The organism is Azonexus hydrophilus (genome assembly GCF_038368255.1).
GTDB classification, from domain to species: Bacteria; Pseudomonadota; Gammaproteobacteria; order Burkholderiales; family Rhodocyclaceae; genus Azonexus; species Azonexus hydrophilus.
On the sequence record NZ_CP151406.1, the window covers coordinates 1,022,345 to 1,041,686 of the forward strand.

Sequence of the window (19,342 nt, forward strand, 5' to 3'; positions counted from 1 at the left end):
GGGCTTTTATAGTGCTTCTAGTCGCCGGCAAATCAGCTGTCGACCGAACGTATTCACGCTGTCGCCCCGGGGGCGGCAGGACAGATTCCCATCCGTACCACGAGAGGTAAATATGAAATTCCGCCTTACTGCTCTTGCTGTCACCGTCGCCGCTGCGACTGCCGCCATGCCGGCCATGGCCCGCGACAACATCCAGATCGCCGGTTCCTCGACCGTGCTGCCGTTCTCCTCGATCGTTGCCGAAAACTTCGGCAAGACCTTCCCGCAATTCAAGGCACCGGTGGTCGGTTCCGGCGGTTCGTCGGGCGGCCTGCGCCAGTTCTGCCAGGGTGTCGGCGCCAACACCATCGACATCGCCAACTCGTCGCGCCAGATCAAGGCCTCGGAAGTCGAAGCCTGCGCCAAGGCTGGCGTGACCAAGATCATCGAAGTCAAGATCGGCTACGACGGCATCGTCTTCGCTTCGCGCCGCGACAGCGGCAAGTTCGCGCTTGAGCCGCGCCACATCTTCATGGCTGCCGCCAAGGAAATCCCGCAAGACGGCAAGATGGTCGCCAACCCCTACACCCGTTGGTCGCAGATCGACCGCAGCCTGCCGGACCAGGAAATCACCCTGGTGATCCCGGGTTCCAACCACGGTACCCGCGAAGTCTATGAAGAAAAGACCGTCATTCCGGGCTGCAAGACCTTCGCCGAAGTCAAGGCAATGACCGACGACAAGGCGGTGCACAAGTTCTGTAACGCCATCCGTACCGACGGCCGTGTCGTCGAAGTCGCCGGTGATTACACCGAAACCCTGGCTCGTCTGGATGCCCAGAAGACCGCCGTCGGCGTCTTCGGTCTGTCTTTCTACGACCAGAACCGCGATCGCCTGCAAGTCGCCACCATCTCCGGCGTCGTGCCCAGCGAAGCGACCATCGAAACCGGCAAGTACCCGGTCTCGCGTCCGCTCTACTTCTACATCAAGGATGCTCACGTCGGCGTCATTCCGGGTCTGCTGGAGTTTGCCCAGTATCACCTGTCGCCGCAGGTTTCCGGTTCTGGCAGCCCGCTCGACAAGGCTGGCCTGATTCCGCTGAACGCCAAGGAGCGTGCTGAAGTCGTCAAGGCCATCAAGGACCGCAAGGCTGTTGAAGTCAAGTAATCCCGTGCAGGGGCAAGGGGGGCGTGTGCCCCCCTTTTTTTCAAGTCAAACAAGCGGAACAGCACAATGAACAATTTCACCGTCGCCATCGCCTTGCTGGTGCTCGCGGCGCTGGCCTATCAGATGGGGCTGGTGCGCGGACGCGGTGTGGCAAGCCTGGCTGGCCCGCGCGCCACACATTCCCGTCCGGGCTACCACGGTGCCCTGGCCATCCTGCGCGCCGCCCTGCCGGCGTTTGCTATCTATGTACTGTGGGTGATCTTCGGCAACCAGATCGTCCATACCCTGGTTCTGGGAACGATCCCGACCGAATTCCTGCCCCAGGATGCGATGCAGCAGAAAGTGCTGCTGCAGCGTCTGGCGAATATTGCCACCGGCTTTGGTGTGTTGGGTGAAGCGCAGCCGTACGAAATGGCCGCTGCCGACGCCATGCGTCATTATCAGGGCCTCGGCCAGGTGCTGGTGGCTGCTCTGATGGCCACCGTTGCCGCCCTCGGGCTGTTCTGGTCCTGGCGAACGACGACCGCCGAAACCCGGGCCCGTAACAAGGTCGAGCGCGCAATCAACATCGCCCTGATTTTTTGTTCGGCGGTGGCGATCCTGACGACCGTCGGCATCGTCATGTCGATGCTGGGCGAGTCGCTGCGTTTCTTCCAGATGATCAGCCCGAGCGACTTCTTCTTTGGTACGGTGTGGAATCCGCGCTTTGCGACGACCGGGGCGGAAGGACAGAGCGGTTTCGGCATGCTGCCGCTGATGGGCGGCACCCTGTTGATCTCCTTCATTGCCATGCTGGTGGCCATTCCGGTCGGCCTGATGACGGCCATCTACATGGCCGAATACGCCAGCAACCGGGTGCGCTCGCTGGTCAAGCCGGTGGTTGAAGTGCTGGCCGGCATCCCGACCATCGTCTATGGCTTCTTCGCGCTGGTCACCGTCGGGCCGTTGCTGTCGGCACTCGGCGCCGGTATCGGCCTGGATATCCGGGCAACGTCGGCACTGACTGCCGGCGTGGTCATGGGCATCATGATCATCCCCTTCATCTCGTCGCTGTCCGACGACATCATCACCCAGGTGCCGAAGACCATGCGCGACGGTTCGCTGGCCCTCGGCGGCACCAAGTCGGAAACCATCGTCAAGGTGGTGCTGCCGGCCGCGCTGCCGGGTATCGTCGGCGCGATCCTGCTGGCCCTGAGCCGGGCCATTGGCGAAACCATGATCGTCGTGCTGGCGGCGGGCAACAGCCCGGTGCTGACGGCGAACCCCTTCGAGGCGGTGTCGACGGTGACCGTTTCCATCGTCAATCAGCTCACCGGTGATCAGGACTTCGCCAGCGCCCAGTCGCTGGTGGCTTTCGCCCTCGGCCTGACGCTGTTCGTGATGACCCTGATCCTCAACGTAATTGCCCTGGTCATCGTACGCAAGTACCGTGAGCAGTATGAATAAATGAGCCAACAAGCCATGAACAAACCTAATAATCAAGGGTATGCGGCCATCGAGGCCAAGGTGAAGGCTTCGCTGCAACGCCGCCAGCGCCAGGAAACCCGTTTCCGCCTGGTCGGTGTCGGTGCCGTGCTGATCGCGCTGGCACTGGTCGCCTCGCTGTTCGGCACGATCCTGAGCAAGGGCCTGCCGTCCTTCTGGCAGGCGACTTTCGAGATCGACGTCCATTTCGATCCGGAAATCGTCCAGATTGGTCCAAAACCGGTGCAGGCTTCCGGTGAATCACCCGCCCAGTTCAAGGAGCGGGATATGGCTTGGCAGATGGATTTGGGCTTTGTCGACTTCAGCCAGTTGCTGGTCAATGCCATCGCCAAACACATCCCGGCGGCAGCCGATTCGCCGCGAGATGCAATCGCCCTGATTACCAGTGGCGAGGCCTTCGCGCTGCGTGATCGGATCGTTGCCGATCCGTCCATCGTTGGCAAGACCGTCAAGCTGAAGCTGCTGGCCGATGCCAACGTCGATGTCTGGCTCAAGGGCAACATCGACCGCAGTCTGCCTGACGACCGCCAGCAGTTGAGCGCCCAGACCCGCGAGTGGGCTGACAAGCTGTACGCCGACGGCGTCATCAAGAATAGCTTCAGTACCGCCATTTTCCTCAATACCGACTCGCGCAGCTCGCTGGCGGCGGCTGGTCTGGCCGGCGCCTTCATGGGCTCGCTGATGATGATGATCATCGTCATCCTGCTGGCTGTGCCGATCGGTGTGGCTTCGGCGATCTACCTCGAGGAATTCGCACCGAAGAACCGCATCACCGACCTGATCGAAGTCAATATCAACAACCTGGCGGCGGTGCCGTCCATCGTCTTCGGTCTGCTCGGTGCGGCAGTCTTCATCCTGTGGTTCAAGTTGCCGATGTCGGCACCGGTCGTCGGCGGTCTGGTGTTGACGCTGATGACCCTGCCGACGGTGATCATCGCCACCCGGTCGACGCTCAAGGCGATTCCGCCGTCGATCCGCGAAGCGGCGCTGGGCATTGGCGCGTCCAAGGTTCAGGCGACCATGCACCATGTGCTGCCGCTGGCACTGCCCGGAATCCTGACCGCCACCATCCTCGGGGTCGCCCAGGCGCTGGGCGAGACCGCGCCGCTGCTGCTGATCGGCATGAGTGCCTTCGTCTCGGCCGTGCCGGCGACGCCGTTCGATCAATCGACGGCACTGCCGGTGCAGATATTCCTGTGGCAGGGCAATGAACTGCGCAATTTCTTCGAAGGCCGGACTTCGGCCGCAATCATCGTGCTGCTGGCCCTGATGCTGTCGCTGAATTCAATGGCGATCTGGCTGCGCAAACGTTACGAAACCAGGTGGTAAAGATCATGAGCATGACGCAAACTCTGAACATTCCAATGTCGACCTCGGGGAGCACCGTGAAAACCCATATCAATAAGCAGCCGGCGGCTCAGGCCCAAGGGGAGGTCAAGCTAAGCGCCAGCGATGTCCGCGTGTTCTACGGACAGAGCGAAGCCCTGCACGGTGTTTCGCTGGACATCGTCAAGAACGAGGTGGTGGCCTTCATCGGCCCGTCGGGCTGCGGAAAATCGACTTTCCTGCGCAGCTTCAACCGCATGAACGACACCGTCGCTGGTGCTCGCGTGACCGGCAAGATCACCGTCGATGGTCGTGATATCTACGACCCGTCGGTCGATGTCGTGCTGCTGCGCGCCCAGGTCGGCATGGTTTTCCAGAAGCCGAATCCCTTCCCCAAGTCGATCTACGACAACGTCGCCTATGGCGCCAAGTTGCACGGTTTGGCCTCCAGCAAGAGCGAGATGGACGAGATCGTCGAGTCCAGCTTGCGCCGCGCCGGCCTGTGGGAAGAGGTCAAGGACCGTCTCGAGGCGCCGGGGACCGGTTTGTCCGGTGGTCAGCAGCAGCGCCTGTGCATCGCTCGCGCGGTGGCCGTCAGCCCGGATGTGATCCTGATGGATGAACCCTGCTCGGCCCTCGATCCGATCGCCACCGGCATCATCGAGGAGCTGATCACCGAACTGAAGAAGAACTACACCATCGTCATCGTCACCCACAACATGCAGCAGGCTGCTCGTGTGTCCGATCGTACCGCCTTCTTCCATCTCGGCGACCTGATTGAAATCGGCGAGACGGCGCAAATCTTCACCAATCCGACGCAGAAGCGCACCGAAGACTACATCACCGGTCGTTACGGTTAAGCGTTGCGTCCCGATGACTAGAACAGGACAGGACAGGACATGAACGAGACCCAGCATATTTCCAGTATCTTCGACGAAGAGCTCAATCGTCTGCGCACCCATGTGCTGCAGATGGGTGGCCTGGTCGAAACCCAATTGACCGCCGCCATCGACGCCTACAGCAACGGCGACGTCGGTCATGTGAAACATATCGTCGACAATGATCGCAAGATCAATGAACTGGAAGTGACCATCGACGACGAGTGTGCACATATCATCGCGATGCGCCAACCGACCGCTTCCGACCTGCGCCTGGTACTCGGCATCAGCCGCATGGTGCCGGATCTGGAGCGTGCCGGCGACGAGGCCAAGAAGATCGCCAAGGGCGTGCGCCGCATCTACGACAATGGCCACATGCCATCGCAGTATGCGGTTGGTGTGCGTCACCTGGCCGGTGAGGCGCTGGTCATGGTGCGTCAGTCGCTCGATTCATTCGCCCGCCTTGACGGCGAACTCGCCAAGAGCGTGATCCGTGCCGACGACAACGTCGATGCCGAGTTCAAGTCGGTGATGCGGCAATTGATCACCCACATGATGGAAGATCCGCGTACCATCACGGTCGCGATCGACATCCTGTCGATTGCCCGGGCCATCGAGCGGATCGGTGATCACGCCAAGAACATTGCCGAGCATGTGATCTTTATCGTCGAGGGCCGCGACATCCGTCACAACAAGGAGGCGATCAAGTGACACCGACGATTCTGGTCGTCGAGGACGAACCGGCGATTCAGGAACTGGTTGTAATCAACCTCAAGCATGCCGGCTTTCTCGTCGTGCGTGCTGGCAGCGCGGAAGAGGCCGATTCGGCGATCCGCGCAGCCTTGCCCGATCTGCTCATTCTGGACTGGATGCTGCCGGGACAATCCGGTGTCGCGCTGGCCAGGAAGATGCGCAGCGACGAACGTACCCGTGACATCCCGATCATCATGCTGACCGCCCGTGTCCATGAAGAGGACAAGGTCCAGGGCCTGGATGCCGGTGCCGACGACTACGTCACCAAACCGTTTTCACCCAAGGAACTGGTCGCCCGGGTTCGTGCCGTGCTACGCCGCCGGGCACCGCATCTGGCCGGCGAAGCTGTCGAGGTGGGTGGCCTGCAGCTCAATCCGGCGACCCATCGCGTGCTCGCCGATGGCCAGCCGATCGAATTGGGGCCGACCGAATTCCGCCTGCTGTTCTTCTTCATGACCCATGCCGAGCGTGTTTATACACGCGCCCAGTTGCTTGATGAAGTCTGGGGTGACCATGTGTTCATCGAGGAACGCACCGTCGATGTCCATATCCGTCGCCTGCGTGCGGCGCTCGAACCCTCCGGTCATCAGGAGCGGGTCGAGACCGTGCGCGGTACCGGTTACCGTTTTCGGGGCGCCTGACCGGCCGTGCAACGGGCGCTGCTCTATGGCCTGCTGACGGTCATCGTCTCCTTCCTGCTCGGTTGGTATGTCGAGACCTGGATGGGCTGGGTGTTGTTCTACACCGGCCTGTCCATCCATCTGTCGATGCATTACCGGAATTTTTCCCGCCTCGAACGCTGGTCGCGCGAGCGGGTGCTCGATGCCAGCCTGGAAGGCGACGGCGAATGGGACCAGGTGTTCCGCCGGCTCTATCGCCACGAGAAGGAGTTGCTGGAAAAGATCGAGCAGCGCGAGCGCGACATCGCCCGCCTGATCGCCGCCGTGCATGCGATGAACGACGGCATTGTCCTGCTCGACGGCGCCTTCCGCATCCAGTTCTGCAACAAGACGGCTGAACGTCAGCTCGGCCTGGCCACGGCCAGTGATCGCGGTCAGGCCATCGGCAACATCGTCCGCGCGCCGGCCTTCATGGCCTATCTGGAAAAAGCGGATTACACGCGCCCGCTGACTCTGCGCCTGGACCGTTATTTTGAACGTGTGCTGTCGCTGTACCTGATGTCCTACGCCGAGGACTGCTGGCTGCTGCAGGTCAAGGACATCACCCAGACCGACCGGCTGGACAGCATGCGGCGCGATTTCGTCGCCAATGTTTCACATGAATTGCGCACCCCGTTGACGGTCCTTTCGGGCTTTGTCGAGACGCTGCAGGAAATCGAGGTCGACGAGGATACCCGCCGGCATTACCTGCAACTGATGGGCGAGCAGTCGCAGCGCATGCAGTCCATCGTCCAGGATCTGCTGACCCTGTCGTCGATCGAATCGGCGCCGCCGCCCGAGGATCAACTGGTCGACATGGCCAGCCTGGTCGACAAGCTGCGTCGCGATGCCGAAGCCTTGTCCGCCGGGCGCCACCATATCGTGCTCGACAGCGAAGGCCAGGGCGACCTGCTCGGGGCCGAATCCGAACTGGTCAGTGCCCTGGCCAATCTGGTTGCCAATGCCGTGCGCTATACGCCGGCCGGTGGCACGATCACGTTGATCTGGCGGATTTCGCCGGAAGGCGCGGAGTTTGCCGTCCAGGATACCGGCATCGGTATCGACGCCAAGCATATCCCCCGCCTGACCGAGCGTTTCTACCGCGTCGATCGCGGTCGTTCGCGCGATGCCGGCGGCACCGGCCTCGGCCTGGCGATCGTCAAGCACGCGCTGAGCCGTCATCAGGCGACGCTCGAAGTCAGCAGCGAGCCCGGCAAGGGCAGCCGTTTTGCCGCCTGCTTCCCGGCCAGCCGGGTGCGTTGCGAGTGAGCCTCCCCGTCACGGTTTTGTAATCTCCCCGTCACCGGGGCTTCATGCGCCGCCGCTATCGTGGCGACATGCCAAAAGTCAGAAGCCTGTTTTTATCCGACATCCACCTCGGCACCCGGGCGTGCCAGGCGGACAGACTCCTCGATTTCCTGCGCGAATACCCGGCCGAGCAGACTTTCCTGATCGGCGACATCGTCGATTTCTGGGCCATGAGTCGCAGCATCTGCTGGACGCAGGCACAGAACACCGTGGTCCAGAAACTGCTGCGCCGGGCGCGTGCCGGCGAACGGGTGGTGTTCATCCCCGGCAACCACGACGAAGCCCTGCGCGATTACTGCGGCATCGTTTTCGGCGACATCGAGGTGGCCGACGAACTGGTGCATGAAACCGCCGACGGACGTCGCTACCTGCTGATCCACGGCGACCAGTTCGATCAGGTCACGCGCCACCACCGCTGGGTCGCGGTGCTCGGCGACAAGGCCTACGACCTGCTGGTCCGACTCAACCACTGGCTGTCGTGGATACGCCGCAAGCTTGGTCGGCCCGGTTACTGGTCGCTGGCCGGTTACGCCAAGCGGCGGGTCAAGACGGCGCTCAACTTCATTTTCGATTTCGAGGAATCGGCCGTTCATCACGCCCGCGAGCGCGGGCTGGACGGCGTCATCTGCGGCCACATCCACTGGGCCACGATCCGCAAGATCGACGGTCTGGATTACATCAACTGCGGCGACTGGGTCGATTCCTGCACCGCCATCGTCGAGCACTTCGACGGTCGGCTGGAACTGGTCGAGTGGGGCGTGTCCTCAGCCCGGCCCCTGGCCCTGGCCGCGCCCCGGCGCGAAGCCGAAGAAGACATGGCGGAGGCCTGAAATGCGCGTACTGATGGTGTCGGATGTTTATTTTCCCCGCGTCAACGGGGTATCGACTTCGATCGAAACCTTCCGCCGGACGCTGGCCGGGCAGGGCGTCGAAGTTCGCCTGGTGGTGCCACGTTACGGCGAAGAGCCTGACGAGCCGGGCATCGTTCGCGTGGCCGGACGACCGGTGCCGCGCGATCCGGAGGACCGGCTGGTCGGCTGGCGGGCGATGCACCGGGCGGTGCTGGCCGCGTCGGCAGATTGCGACGTGATTCACGTGCAGACGCCCTTCGTCGCCCACTATGCCGGTCTCAAGGCCGCCCGCCAGCGCAACTTGCCGGTGGTCGCCACCTATCACACGCTGTTCGAGGAATACGTCGAGTACTACGCGCCCTTCCTTCCCGGCAACTGGCTGCGTGCCCAGGCCCGGCGCCTGTCGCGCCGCCAGTGCAACGCGCTCGATGCGGTGGTCGTGCCGTCGACGGCGATGCGCGACCGTCTGCAGGCTTACGGGGTGACGGTGCCGATGCAGGTCTTGCCGACCGGGATTCCGCTGGCCCAGTTCGCCGGTGGCGACGGGCTGGCCTTCCGGGCGGCCCACGGCATTGCGCCGGCGCGGCCGGTGGCGCTGTTCGTCGGCCGGGTCGCCCACGAAAAGAATATTGCCTTCCTGTTCGACGCCTTGCGCCATGCCCACCGTCAGCAACCCGACATCCTACTGGTGGTCGCTGGCGAGGGACCGGCGATGGGCGAATTGCAGGCCCGGGTCAGCGAACTCGGCTTGAACGACGCCGTGCGTTTCATCGGCTACCTCGACCGCCGGCGCGGCCTGCCCGATTGCTACGCAGCGGCCAATGTCTTCGCCTTTGCTTCGCGGACCGAAACCCAAGGGCTGGTGCTGCTCGAAGCGATGGCCGCCGGTCTGCCGGTGGTCGCCCTGTCGGAGATGGGCACCGCCGACATCCTCGACAGCGGTCGGGGATGCTTTACCCCGCCTGACGATGCGCAGGCATTCGGCGAAGTGCTCGGCCGGATACTGGCCAATCCGGCGGCCTGGGGGCATCTGGCCGATGAGGCGCGGGGGCTGGCCGACGATTGGTCGGATACCGCCATGGCCGGCCGCCTGGCCGACTGCTATCGGGCCTTGCTGCAAGCGCGCAGCACGGCGTCGGCGCCGGTCACCGCCGGCGCCTGAGTCGGCTCAGATTTCCTCGATGACCGGCAGCAGCCGGTCAACGGCGCGCAACCGCTCGGCCATCACGCGCATCACCTGCATGGCGAAGAAGGGCGTGTTCTGGACCAGGAACTGGAAGCGCTTCTCGTCGATGGCGACGAATTCGCAGTCGCTGGTAGCCAGGACACTGGCTGAACGGGGGCCGGGTGAAACCAGGCCCATCTCGCCGACGATGCTGCCGTGCTGCAACTGTTCGACGACCAGGTTGTTGACCATCACGTCGGCGTTGCCGCTGGCCAGCACATACATCAGGCCACCATCGTCACCTTCCTTGAACAGGGTCTCGCCGGTCGCTACGCGAACGATGGTTGGATTGTGGGCAAACAGTTCGAAGAAAACCATGCTGCTTTCCATAGGAGTTGGGATGCACCATTTGTAACATGCCGAGTCGTTGCCAATATTTCACGGCAATGACAAAGACTCCCAGCTTGATCCAGCGCAAATCGCCGCGCGCTTACAGGCGTAACAGGACGATGCCGAGTACCACCGCGCTGCCGGCCAGCAGTCCCTGGCGCAGGCGGCCTTCCTTGAACCACAGGCTGCCGATGAGGACGGCGAAGACCACCGAACTCTCGCGCATTGCCGCGATCATCGCCACCGGTGCCTGGGTCATTGCCCACAGGACGGCGGCGTAGGCGGTGGTCGAGCATAGGGCACCCGCCAGCCCCAGGCGCCAGTGCGTGCGGAAATGTTCGAGCATCGGGCGACCCCGGCGGCGGTACTGCCAGGCCAGGATGAGCAGGGGCTCGCACAGGTAGAGGCAGCAGGCGTAGGCCAGCGCATTGCCGGCGGCGCGCGCGCCCATGCCGTCGACCAATGTGTAGGCAGCGATGATCAGGGCGTTGAGCATGGCGGCCCGGCTGGCCGGATGGGCGATGATCCGGCCCGGCGTCAGGCCGCCGGCCAGGCCGATGCCGAGCACGCCGGCGCAGATCGCGGCAATGCCCAGCCAGTCGCCCAGGCCCAGAGGTTCGTCAAGCAGCGGTGCGGACAGCAAGGCAACCAGCAGCGGCGGCAGACCGCGCATCAAGGTGTAGCTGACGGCCAGTTGCCCGCCGTCGTAGGCGCGCATCAGCCAGGCGATGTATACCGTATGCAGCAGCGCCGAGGTGAGGATGTAGGGCCAGCTGGCGGCATCGGGCAGGCCGAGGAAAATGAGACCAATGCCGCCCAGGGTGCCACTGCAGGCATGCAGCAGCAGGGTGTACAAGCCCTTGTCGCCGGCGCCACGGATCAGTGCATTCCAGCCGGCATGCAGCAGCGCAGCCGCCAGCACGACGAGGATGACGTTGACCGGTAAACCAGCTTCAGGCAAGGCTTTCCGCCCGCAAGGCCGCGACCATACAGGCCAGCGCCCAGTCGAGGTCGGCGGCGTCCACGTTGAGCGGTGGGGCCAGTACCAGCACTTTGCCCTGGCCGACCTTGAACGACAGGCCTTCGCTCAGGCAGCGGTAGAGGACTGCTTCAGCGAGGTCGGCGTCGTTCAGTTCGATGCCGAGTAGCAGGCCGGCCCCGCGCACCTCGATCACCGCCGGCAGCTCGGCGGTCGCCGCGCGCAATTGCGCCAGCGCGGCGGCGCCGAGGGTTTGGCTGCGTTCGAGCAGGTTTTCCTCGGCGATCACGTCGAGTGTCGCCAGCCCGGCGGCGCAGGCGAGCGGATTCTTCTCGTGCGTGTAGTGGCCGAGCGAGATGTCCTGGCCGACGTTGAGCCCGGCGCGGGCGATCAGCGCCGCCAGCGGCAGGGCGCCGCCGCCCAGGCCCTTGCCGATGACGATCATGTCCGGTTCGATGCCGTAGCGTTCGACGGCGTAGAGGTGGCCGGTGCGGCCGAGAGCGATGGGAATTTCGTCGAGGATCAACAACGCGCCGTGGCGGTCGCAGATGCGGCGCAGGCGCTGGTAGTAATCGACGGGCGGCACCTGGACATCGGTGCAGCGCACGGTTTCGACGATGACGGCGGCGACGTCGCCCTCCTTGCCCAGGCAGTAGTCGATGTAATCGACGCAGCGCAGCGCGCACCGGCCGCCGCAACCGAACACGCAATGGCCCGGGTCGTGTGGCGGCACGTGCTCGGCACCGGGCAGCAGCGGGCCGATGCCGCGGCGGAAGACGGCTTCGCCGCCGAGCGAGATGGCATCCAGCGAGGCGCCGTGGAAGGCATCCCACATCGACAGCGTCTTGAAGCGGCCGGTGGCCAGCCGGGCCAGCTTGAGCGCCATGCCGATGGCCGCCGTGCCGCCCGGCGCAAACAGCAGTCGCGCCTCCGGCATCGGCGCCGCTTCGCACAGGCGGCGGGCCAGCTCGACCGCCGGCCGGTTGGCGTAGCGGCGCGGCGAAAAGGGCAAGGTCGCCAGTGTTTCCTGAATCGCCGCGACCACTTTCGGGTGGCCGTAGCCGATCTGGTGCAGGCTGTTGCCGTGGAAATCGAGGATGCGCCGGCCGCTGAGGTCGGTCAGCCAACTGCCCTGGGCGCCGGCCAGCGCGTTGAGGCAGGGCGTGGACATCGACTGGTGCAGGAACCAGCGCGCGTCCTCGGCCAGCAGTGCGCGCGTCGCCGCGTCGAGATGCTGGTCCTGCCAGGTGACGCGGCGGGCGCCGAGGTTGATGTCGCCTTCGCTGCGGTCCACTTCAGGCGGCATTGGATACCTCGCCGAGTTCTCCGTCGCGCAGCATGCGTTGCCGGCCGCCCTGGGCGTGGGCGTAAAGCGTTTCGGCGGCGCCGGCGCCGTCGCCGGCGGCGAGCCGGTCGACAATGGCCGAGTGCTCGTCGGCAAAGTGCGGGATGGCCTGCGGTGCCAGCAGGTTGCGCCGGCGGAACAGGGCCAGTTGCTTGACCAGACGGCGGTAGACCTCGTTCAGGGCGCGATTTCCGGTCATCTCGACGATGCGGTCGTGAAAGGCCAGGTTGAGCCGGTGGAAGGTGTCGACATCGTTCGTGCCGGCGGCGGCCTGCATGCGTTCAGCAAAATCACGCAGTTCTGCCAGTTGCACGGCGTCGATGCGTTCGGCCAGGAGGCGGCCGGCGGTGGCGTCAAGGCCGGCGCGGACGGCGTAGATGTCGGCGGCTTCCGCCAGTTCGATCTCGCGGACATGGGCGCCACGGTTCTTTTCCTGGCAGATCAGGCCGTTTTCTTCGAGGCCTCGCATGGCCTCGCGTAGCGGCCCGCGGGAGATGCCGAAGCGTTCGGCGAGTGCGGCTTCGTTGAGTTTGCTGCCGGGCGGCAGTTCGCCCGACAGGATCAGGTTTTCCAGCGCTTCGCCGACCAGGCGGGGCAGGGAGGTGCGCTGGACCAGCGCGAGCACGCTGCCGGCCGGTAGGGAAGTGGATTCGGACATGGCTGTCTGGGCAAATTCAAAAGCCGAATTGTAATTCATTTGTCCATTTGTAGATTGTCAACAATCTGCAATAAACAGTCATTAAGATGCCTTCAGTCTAGTCCGCTGGAATGTCAGTTCGATGACAGACCGGTCAGCAGGAAAACCCCCTTCACCCATTTCCGGAGGAAATCCGCATGAAACTGAAGCAACTCATCCGCAGTTTTGCCGTTGCCGGCCTGGCCCTGGCCATGCTCCCGGCGCACGCCGAGAAGACTGTCCTCAATGTCTATACCGCGCTGGAAACCGACCAGCTCAAGGCCTATCAGGAAGCCTTCAACAAGTCGCATCCGGACGTCGAGATCAAGTGGACGCGCGATTCGACCGGCATCATCACTGCCAAGCTGCTGGCCGAGAAGGCCAAGCCGGTGGCCGACGTGATCATGGGCGTTGCCGCCTCCAGCATGGTCGTTTTCGACCGGGAGAAGATGCTGCAGCCGTATGCACCGGCCAACCTGAAGGCGCTCAACCCGCGCTTCCGTTCCTCCGGTACGACGCCGACCTGGGTCGGCATGGACGTCTGGGGTGCGGCGATCTGCTACAACGTCGCCGAAATGCAGAAGCAGGGCCTGCCCCGCATCGAAAGCTGGAAGGATCTGCTGAAGCCGGAATTCAAGGGCAAGATCGTCATGCCCAACCCGAATTCCTCGGGCACCGGCTTCCTCGACGTCACCGCCTGGCTGCAGATGTTCGGTGAGAAGGGCGGCTGGGAATACATGGACAAGCTGCACGACAACATCGCGGTATATACCCACTCCGGTTCCAAACCCTGCGTGATGGCCGGCGCCGGCGAGTTCCCGGTCGGTATCGCCTTCGAATACCGGGCCAACACGGTGCGCGCCAAGGGCGCCCCGATCGACATCATCTTCCCCAAGGAAGGCCTGGGTTGGGACATGGAATCGATCGCCATCGTCAAGGGCACGCCCAAGCTTGACGCGGCGAAGAAGCTCTCGGACTGGGCGACCACCCGTGAAGCCAACGAGTTGTACGCGAAGAACTTTGCCGTTGTCGCCATGCCCGGCATCGCCACCCGCCTGAAGTACGTGCCCAACGACTACGAGCAGCGCCTGGTCAAGAACGACTTCGAGTGGATGGGCAAGAACCGCGACGCCATCCTGGCCGAGTGGCAGAAGCGTTATTCGACCAAGTCCGAACCGAAGAAGTAAATCCTTCCCGACAACCGTCCGTGCCCAGTGGGGGACGGGCGGTTTTTTCATCTTGCGAGGTTTCATGGCCCATCTCGACATCCGCCGGCTGAGCAAACGCTACGGCCAGTTTGTGGCGCTCGATCACATCGAACTTGCCGTGGACGAAGGCGAATTCCTGGTCCTGCTCGGTCCGTCCGGCTGCGGCAAGACGACCCTGCTGCGCGCCATTGCCGGCCTGGAAATGCAGGACGAAGGCGAGATCATTCATGCCGGGCGCGACATTTCCCGGCTGCCGCCGGGGCAACGCGATTACGGCATCGTCTTCCAGTCGTATGCGCTGTTTCCCAACCTTTCCGTTGCCGACAACGTCGCCTACGGTCTGAACTCGAGCCGCAACGAACGCCGCCTGGCCAAGCAAAGGGTCGAGGAAATGCTCGAACTGGTCGGTCTGCCGGGCACCCAGGCCAAGTATCCGGCGCAGTTGTCCGGTGGCCAGCAGCAGCGCATCGCGCTGGCCCGGGCACTGGCGACGGCGCCCGACCTGTTGCTGCTCGACGAACCCCTGTCGGCGCTTGATGCCATCGAGCGCGTCCGCCTGCGCGGCGAAATCCGCGCCCTGCAGACCCGTCTCGGGGTGACCACGATCATGGTCACGCACGACCAGGAAGAGGCCCTGGCCATGGCCGACCGCATCGTCGTCATGCAGCAGGGGCGCATCCAGCAGATCGGCGAACCGCGCGACATTTACCGCCAGCCCGGCAACGATTTCGTCGCCGATTTCATCGGTCGGGGCAATTTGCTCACAGCCGAACGCGTCGGGCCGCACCACGCCCGCAGCGGCGACCTGCTGCTGCGCACCGCCGCCGAACTGCCGGCCGGGGCGACCGCCCGCTTCTACGTCCGTCCCGAGGACATCCGTCTGCACGATACCCTCGACCAGGGCGAGAACACCTTCTACGGCCATGTGCTCAAGTGCGAGTTCCTCGGTCCGTATTCACTGGTCACGCTGCGCGCGCACACGGCCGACGGTCGGCCGCTGGTCGCCCAGTTTTCCAGCAACTACCTGTGCGGTCGCGAAATCCGCCCGGGGGCGATGTTGCGCCTGGGCATTCCCGCCGAGCATCTGCAGCCCTTGCCGGAGGCGGCATGATCCTGCGCCGGCCGCTTGTTTTCCGCTCCGGCGCAGAGCGTCTGCCGGGCGTCCTGCTGCTCGGTGCCGCCGTCGCCCTGGCCTTGTTCCTGGTGCTGCCGCTGCTGGCCCTGCTGGTCGGCAGCGTGCGCGACGACGACGGCGCTTTCAGCCTGCTCCGCTTCGTCGAATTCGCCGCCACGCCGGGGATGGCGACGGCGGCCTGGAATACGCTGTGGGTGGCGGCGCTGGTGACGGTGATCACGGTGCCGCTGGCCTTCCTTTACGCCTACGCCATCCAGCGCGCCTGTCTGCCGCTGCGCGGCCTGTGGCGGCTGATCGGTCTGTCGGCGCTGCTCGGTCCGTCGCTGGTCGGGGCGATTGCCTTCATCCAGTGGTTCGGCACCCAGGGCGTGCTCAAGGCCTGGCTGGGCGGTGCCTCGGTCTATGGGCCGGTCGGCATCGTCATGGCCACGGTCTATGCGGCCTTTCCGCACGCCCTGATGATCCTCGTCGTCGCCCTGGCCACCGCCGACGGCCGTCTCTACGAAGCCGCCGATGCGCTCGGTGCCTCGCGCTGGCGGCGCTTCCGCACGGTGACGCTGCCGGCCGCCAAATACGGGCTGATCAGCGCGGCGCTGGTGGTATTCGCCTATTCGGTCAGCGAATTCGGCATTCCCAAGGTGATCGGCGGCAATTTCCCGGTGCTGGCGGTCGAGGTCTATGTCCAGGTCGTCGGCCAGCACAACTTCGGCCGCGGCGCCATCGTTGCCCTGCTGCTCCTGCTGCCGGTGCTGTTCGCCTTCGCCATCGATACCTGGGTACAGCGCCGCCAGCAGGCCAGCCTGACCGCCCGCGCCGTCCCCTACCAGCCGCGTCCCGACCGCCGCCGCGACCTGCCCTTGCTGCTCTACTGCCTGCTGCTGGCGACGGCGATGCTCTGCGTGCTCGGCATGGCGATGTATACCTCTCTGGTCCGCTTCTGGCCGTACAACCTTGAACTGACGTTCGACCACTACATCTACGGCCTGGCCGAAGCCGGTGTCCTGGCCGCCTGGCAGAACAGCCTGAAGATTGCCGCGCTGACCGCGTTGTTCGGCACACCGCTGGTCTTCCTCACCGCCTGGTTGCTCGAGCGCACGCCGGCGCGGCCGGCTGCACTGGGGACAGCGGTGCGGGCGATGGCGGCGCTGCCGATGGGGGTGCCCGGCCTGGTGCTGGGCATCGGCTACATCCTCTTCTTCAATTCGCCGGATAACCCGCTCAACGGGCTCTATCACACGCTGACCATCATGGTCGTCGCCACCGTCGTGCACTTCTACACGCCCTGCCACCTGACCGCGGTGACCGCGCTGAAGAGCCTGGACCGCGAATTCGAGGCGGTTTCGGCCTCGCTCAAGGTGTCGCGCTTCGTCACCCTGTGGCGGGTGACGCTGCCGGTCTGCCTGCCGGCGGTGCTGGAAATCGCCCGTTACCTGTTCATCAACGCGATGACCACGGTGTCGGCGCTGGTCTTCCTGTATTCCAGCGAGACCCTGCCGGCGGCCGTCGCCATCCTCAACCTCGACGAGGCCGGCGAACTCGGCCCGGCGGCGGCGATGGCGACACTGATCGTGCTCACCTCGGCGCTGATCAGTCTCGTCTATTCCCTGCTCACCCACCTGCTCTTGCGCCGCCACCAGGCCTGGCGCCATTTCCAGCGCTGATTTTTTCGGAGAACCTATCCATGTACGCCGTCGACCGCGACCCGCTGCTGCTCACCCCCGGCCCCCTGACCACCTCGCTGCGCACCAAACAGGCGATGCTGCACGACTGGGGTTCCTGGGACGCCGCCTTCAACCGCATCACCGCCGACGTCTGCCGGCAACTGGTGGCCATCGCCCACGGCGAGGACAGCCACGTCTGCGTGCCGCTGCAGGGTTCCGGCACCTTCTCGGTCGAAGCCGCGCTGGGCACCCTGGTGCCGCGCCACGGCAAGGTGCTGGTGCCGAACAACGGTGCCTACTGCGCGCGCATCCTGAAGATCCTCAGCTACCTCGGGCGCGAGGCCGTCGAACTGCGCTTCGCCGAAGACCAGCCGGCCGACCCGGCGGCCATCGAGGCGGCGCTCGCCGCCGACCCGGCGATCACCCATGTCGCCCAGGTCCATTGCGAAACCGGTACTGGCATCCTCAACCCGCTCGCCGAGATTGCTGCCGCCGTCGCCCGCCAGGGCCGCGAGCTGATCGTCGACGCGATGAGCTCCTTCGCCGCGCTCGACATCAACCTGCGCACGATGCCGATTGCGGCATTGGTTGCTGCTTCCGGCAAGTGCCTGGAAGGCGTGCCCGGGATGGGCTTCGTCATCGTCCGCCGCAGCGCGCTGGAAGCCGCCGCCGGCAACTGCCACTCGCTGGCGATGGACCTGCACGACCAGTGGATCTACATGCAGAAGACCACGCAATGGCGCTTCACGCCGCCGACCCACGTCGTCGTCGCGCTGCACGAAGCGCTTGCACAGTACGCCGAGGAAGGCGGACTGCCCGCCCGCCAGGCGCGCTACGCCGCCAACTGTGCAGCGCTGGTCGACGGCATGGCCGGCCTCGGCCTGCGTCCTTTCCTGGCACCCGAACACCAGGCGCCGATCATCGTCACCTTCCACGCGCCGGTCAGCCCGAACTACGACTTCAAGACCTTCTACGCGGCGGTGCGCGACAAGGGCTTCATCCTCTACCCGGGCAAGCTGACCGAAGTTGAAACCTTCCGTGTCGGCTGCATCGGCGCGCTGACCGCTCAGGACATCGCCAAGGTCGTCGATGCCGTGGCTGCGACGCTGCGCGACATGCAAGTTGCGGTAGCTGAATGAACGAACGTGACATCCTGATCGTCGGCGGCGGCATCTTCGGCGCCGCCGTCGCCTACGAACTCGCCCGCCACGGACTCGGCGAGCGCGTCCTCGTCCTCGAACGCCTGCAGCCGGCGGCCGGCGCGACCAGCCGGGCAGCGGCGCTGCTGACCATGGTGCGCGACGATCCCGGGCAGATCGCGCTGGCCCGCCAGACTTTCCGCACGATGGCCGAACTCGAACAAGAACTCGGCGAAGACATCGGCCGGCGCACGGTCGGCGCACTGCACGCGGCACCGGCCAGCCACCTGGCAGTGTTGCAGGCGCGTGCCGAAGTCGCCGCCGCGCACGGCATCGCCAGCACCTGGCTGGACAAAGCCGAGGCGCTCGCCCGCGCCCCCTGGCTGGCGCCGGAATCCTTCGACCACGCGGTTTTCTTCCCCGACGAGTGCTACGTCGAACCCTATCTGTTTGCCACCGCCCTGCTGCGCGCCGCAATCGCCCGTGGCGTGCGCTGCGAGGCTAGTGAGGTTAAACGTGTCGTTGTCGATACCGGGCGCGTCTGGGGTGTCGAGCTGGCCGATGGGCGCCGGCGTGCCGCCAGCGTCATCGTCAATGCCGCCGGCGCCTGGGCCAACCGCCTCAGCGTCGATCTTGGCCTGCCGCTGCCGATGGCGCCGGTACGCAGCCAGTACTGGATCAGCGAGCCGGCACCAATTTTTCCGCGCGACGGCGCCATCGTCCTGCTGCCGGCAATCCGCGCTTACGCCCGGCCCGAGGTCGGGGCGCTGCTGTTCGGCATCCGCGAGCGCCAGCCGGCGGTCGCCGACGCGCGCACGCTGCCGGCCGACCTTGCCGGCTTCGTCTTCGATCCGGACGACGCCGACGGCTGGGCCAACCTGGCCGAGGGGGCCGACGAACTGGCGCCCTGCTTCCCGGCGCTGAACACGTTGGGCATTGCCCATTACCTGACCGGGCCGAGCAACTACACGCCCGACCGGCAACTGGTCGTCGGCGCCGCGCCGATGATCGCCGGCTTGTACGTCGCCAGCGGCTGCAACGGCTCGGGGATCAGCTTCGCCGGCGGCGTCGGCCGCCTGATCGGCGAACTGATCCGCGGCGCTGCGCCCTTCGTCGATCCACAGCCCAGCGCTCCGGGCCGGCGCGGTGCTTTCGACCCCTATGCCCCCGACTTCCTTGCCGCCTGCGCCGCCGCGCGGGCCGGAAAAACTTCCGGCTGAATTGCCGCCACCTTACGGAG

General features: G+C 64.9%; 18 protein-coding genes. 14 read left to right on the forward strand and 4 right to left on the reverse strand.

What is annotated here, in order from left to right; translation table 11 throughout:
- Nucleotides 1–112: 112 nt before the first annotated feature.
- The 9 genes from AADV58_RS04955 to AADV58_RS04995 all read left to right on the forward strand — a co-directional run bounded on the left by AADV58_RS04955 (nucleotide 113) and on the right by AADV58_RS04995 (nucleotide 9,566).
- Nucleotides 113–1,144 (forward strand): substrate-binding domain-containing protein, encoded by a 1,032-nt coding sequence (locus tag AADV58_RS04955; protein ID WP_028995176.1) that lies wholly within the window; start codon nucleotides 113–115, stop codon nucleotides 1,142–1,144.
- A gap of 66 nt (nucleotides 1,145–1,210) precedes the next feature.
- Nucleotides 1,211–2,590: a phosphate ABC transporter permease subunit PstC gene (gene pstC / locus AADV58_RS04960; RefSeq protein WP_341744223.1), complete on the forward strand. Its 1,380-nt coding sequence runs from the start codon at nucleotides 1,211–1,213 to the stop codon at nucleotides 2,588–2,590.
- Nucleotides 2,591–3,958: a phosphate ABC transporter permease PstA gene (gene pstA, locus AADV58_RS04965; RefSeq protein WP_051295416.1), complete on the forward strand. Its 1,368-nt coding sequence runs from the start codon at nucleotides 2,591–2,593 to the stop codon at nucleotides 3,956–3,958. It begins immediately after the preceding gene.
- A gap of 56 nt (nucleotides 3,959–4,014) precedes the next feature.
- Nucleotides 4,015–4,815: a phosphate ABC transporter ATP-binding protein PstB gene (gene pstB, locus AADV58_RS04970; protein ID WP_281170395.1), complete on the forward strand. Its 801-nt coding sequence runs from the start codon at nucleotides 4,015–4,017 to the stop codon at nucleotides 4,813–4,815.
- A gap of 39 nt (nucleotides 4,816–4,854) precedes the next feature.
- A complete protein-coding gene (gene phoU / locus AADV58_RS04975) occupies nucleotides 4,855–5,544 on the forward strand; it encodes a phosphate signaling complex protein PhoU (RefSeq protein WP_028995172.1) in 690 nt (229 codons plus the stop codon).
- Nucleotides 5,541–6,227, forward strand: a complete 687-nt coding sequence (gene phoB / locus AADV58_RS04980) for a phosphate regulon transcriptional regulator PhoB (protein WP_028995171.1) — start codon at nucleotides 5,541–5,543, stop codon at nucleotides 6,225–6,227. The genes phoU and phoB overlap by 4 nt, the downstream gene beginning before the upstream one ends.
- 6 nt (nucleotides 6,228–6,233) lie before the next feature.
- Complete coding sequence (gene phoR / locus AADV58_RS04985; RefSeq protein WP_028995170.1) at nucleotides 6,234–7,514, forward strand: phosphate regulon sensor histidine kinase PhoR; 1,281 nt, start codon at nucleotides 6,234–6,236, stop codon at nucleotides 7,512–7,514.
- Nucleotides 7,515–7,582: 68 nt separating this feature from the next.
- Nucleotides 7,583–8,383: a UDP-2,3-diacylglucosamine diphosphatase gene (locus AADV58_RS04990; RefSeq protein WP_028995169.1), complete on the forward strand. Its 801-nt coding sequence runs from the start codon at nucleotides 7,583–7,585 to the stop codon at nucleotides 8,381–8,383.
- A 1-nt stretch (nucleotide 8,384) separates the two neighbouring features.
- On the forward strand, nucleotides 8,385–9,566 hold the full coding sequence (locus AADV58_RS04995) for a glycosyltransferase (RefSeq protein ID WP_341744224.1): 1,182 nt from the start codon (nucleotides 8,385–8,387) through the stop codon (nucleotides 9,564–9,566).
- Between the two features lie 6 nt (nucleotides 9,567–9,572).
- On the opposite strand, the gene AADV58_RS05000 is transcribed toward AADV58_RS04995, so the two are convergent.
- The 4 genes from AADV58_RS05000 to AADV58_RS05015 form a co-directional block, all read right to left on the reverse strand.
- The gene (locus AADV58_RS05000) at nucleotides 9,573–9,947 is read right to left on the reverse strand and encodes a Crp/Fnr family transcriptional regulator (protein ID WP_028995167.1); all 375 of its coding nucleotides are present in this window, start codon (nucleotides 9,945–9,947) and stop codon (nucleotides 9,573–9,575) included.
- Nucleotides 9,948–10,059: 112 nt separating this feature from the next.
- Nucleotides 10,060–10,920, reverse strand: a complete 861-nt coding sequence (locus tag AADV58_RS05005; RefSeq protein WP_028995166.1) for an EamA family transporter — start codon at nucleotides 10,918–10,920, stop codon at nucleotides 10,060–10,062.
- Entirely contained in the window at nucleotides 10,913–12,244 is a 1,332-nt protein-coding gene (pbfA, locus tag AADV58_RS05010) for a (R)-1-hydroxy-2-aminoethylphosphonate ammonia-lyase (protein WP_028995165.1), read from the reverse strand. The genes AADV58_RS05005 and pbfA overlap by 8 nt, the downstream gene beginning before the upstream one ends.
- Entirely contained in the window at nucleotides 12,234–12,941 is a 708-nt protein-coding gene (locus AADV58_RS05015; RefSeq protein WP_341744225.1) for an FCD domain-containing protein, read from the reverse strand. The genes pbfA and AADV58_RS05015 overlap by 11 nt, the downstream gene beginning before the upstream one ends.
- A gap of 176 nt (nucleotides 12,942–13,117) precedes the next feature.
- On the opposite strand from AADV58_RS05015, the gene AADV58_RS05020 reads away from it, so the two are divergent.
- The 5 genes from AADV58_RS05020 (at nucleotide 13,118) to AADV58_RS05040 (ending at nucleotide 19,322) form a co-directional block, all read left to right on the forward strand.
- Nucleotides 13,118–14,146, forward strand: coding sequence for a putative 2-aminoethylphosphonate ABC transporter substrate-binding protein (locus AADV58_RS05020; protein WP_341744226.1), 1,029 nt, complete (start codon nucleotides 13,118–13,120; stop codon nucleotides 14,144–14,146).
- Nucleotides 14,147–14,210: 64 nt separating this feature from the next.
- Nucleotides 14,211–15,278, forward strand: a complete 1,068-nt coding sequence (locus tag AADV58_RS05025; RefSeq protein ID WP_341744227.1) for a putative 2-aminoethylphosphonate ABC transporter ATP-binding protein — start codon at nucleotides 14,211–14,213, stop codon at nucleotides 15,276–15,278.
- The gene (locus AADV58_RS05030) at nucleotides 15,275–16,963 is read left to right on the forward strand and encodes a putative 2-aminoethylphosphonate ABC transporter permease subunit (RefSeq protein WP_281985772.1); all 1,689 of its coding nucleotides are present in this window, start codon (nucleotides 15,275–15,277) and stop codon (nucleotides 16,961–16,963) included. The genes AADV58_RS05025 and AADV58_RS05030 overlap by 4 nt, the downstream gene beginning before the upstream one ends.
- A 20-nt stretch (nucleotides 16,964–16,983) precedes the next feature.
- Nucleotides 16,984–18,102: a 2-aminoethylphosphonate--pyruvate transaminase gene (locus AADV58_RS05035; RefSeq protein WP_281985773.1), complete on the forward strand. Its 1,119-nt coding sequence runs from the start codon at nucleotides 16,984–16,986 to the stop codon at nucleotides 18,100–18,102.
- On the forward strand, nucleotides 18,099–19,322 hold the full coding sequence (locus AADV58_RS05040; protein ID WP_341744228.1) for an FAD-binding oxidoreductase: 1,224 nt from the start codon (nucleotides 18,099–18,101) through the stop codon (nucleotides 19,320–19,322). The genes AADV58_RS05035 and AADV58_RS05040 overlap by 4 nt, the downstream gene beginning before the upstream one ends.
- The last annotated feature ends 20 nt before the right edge of the window (nucleotides 19,323–19,342 follow it).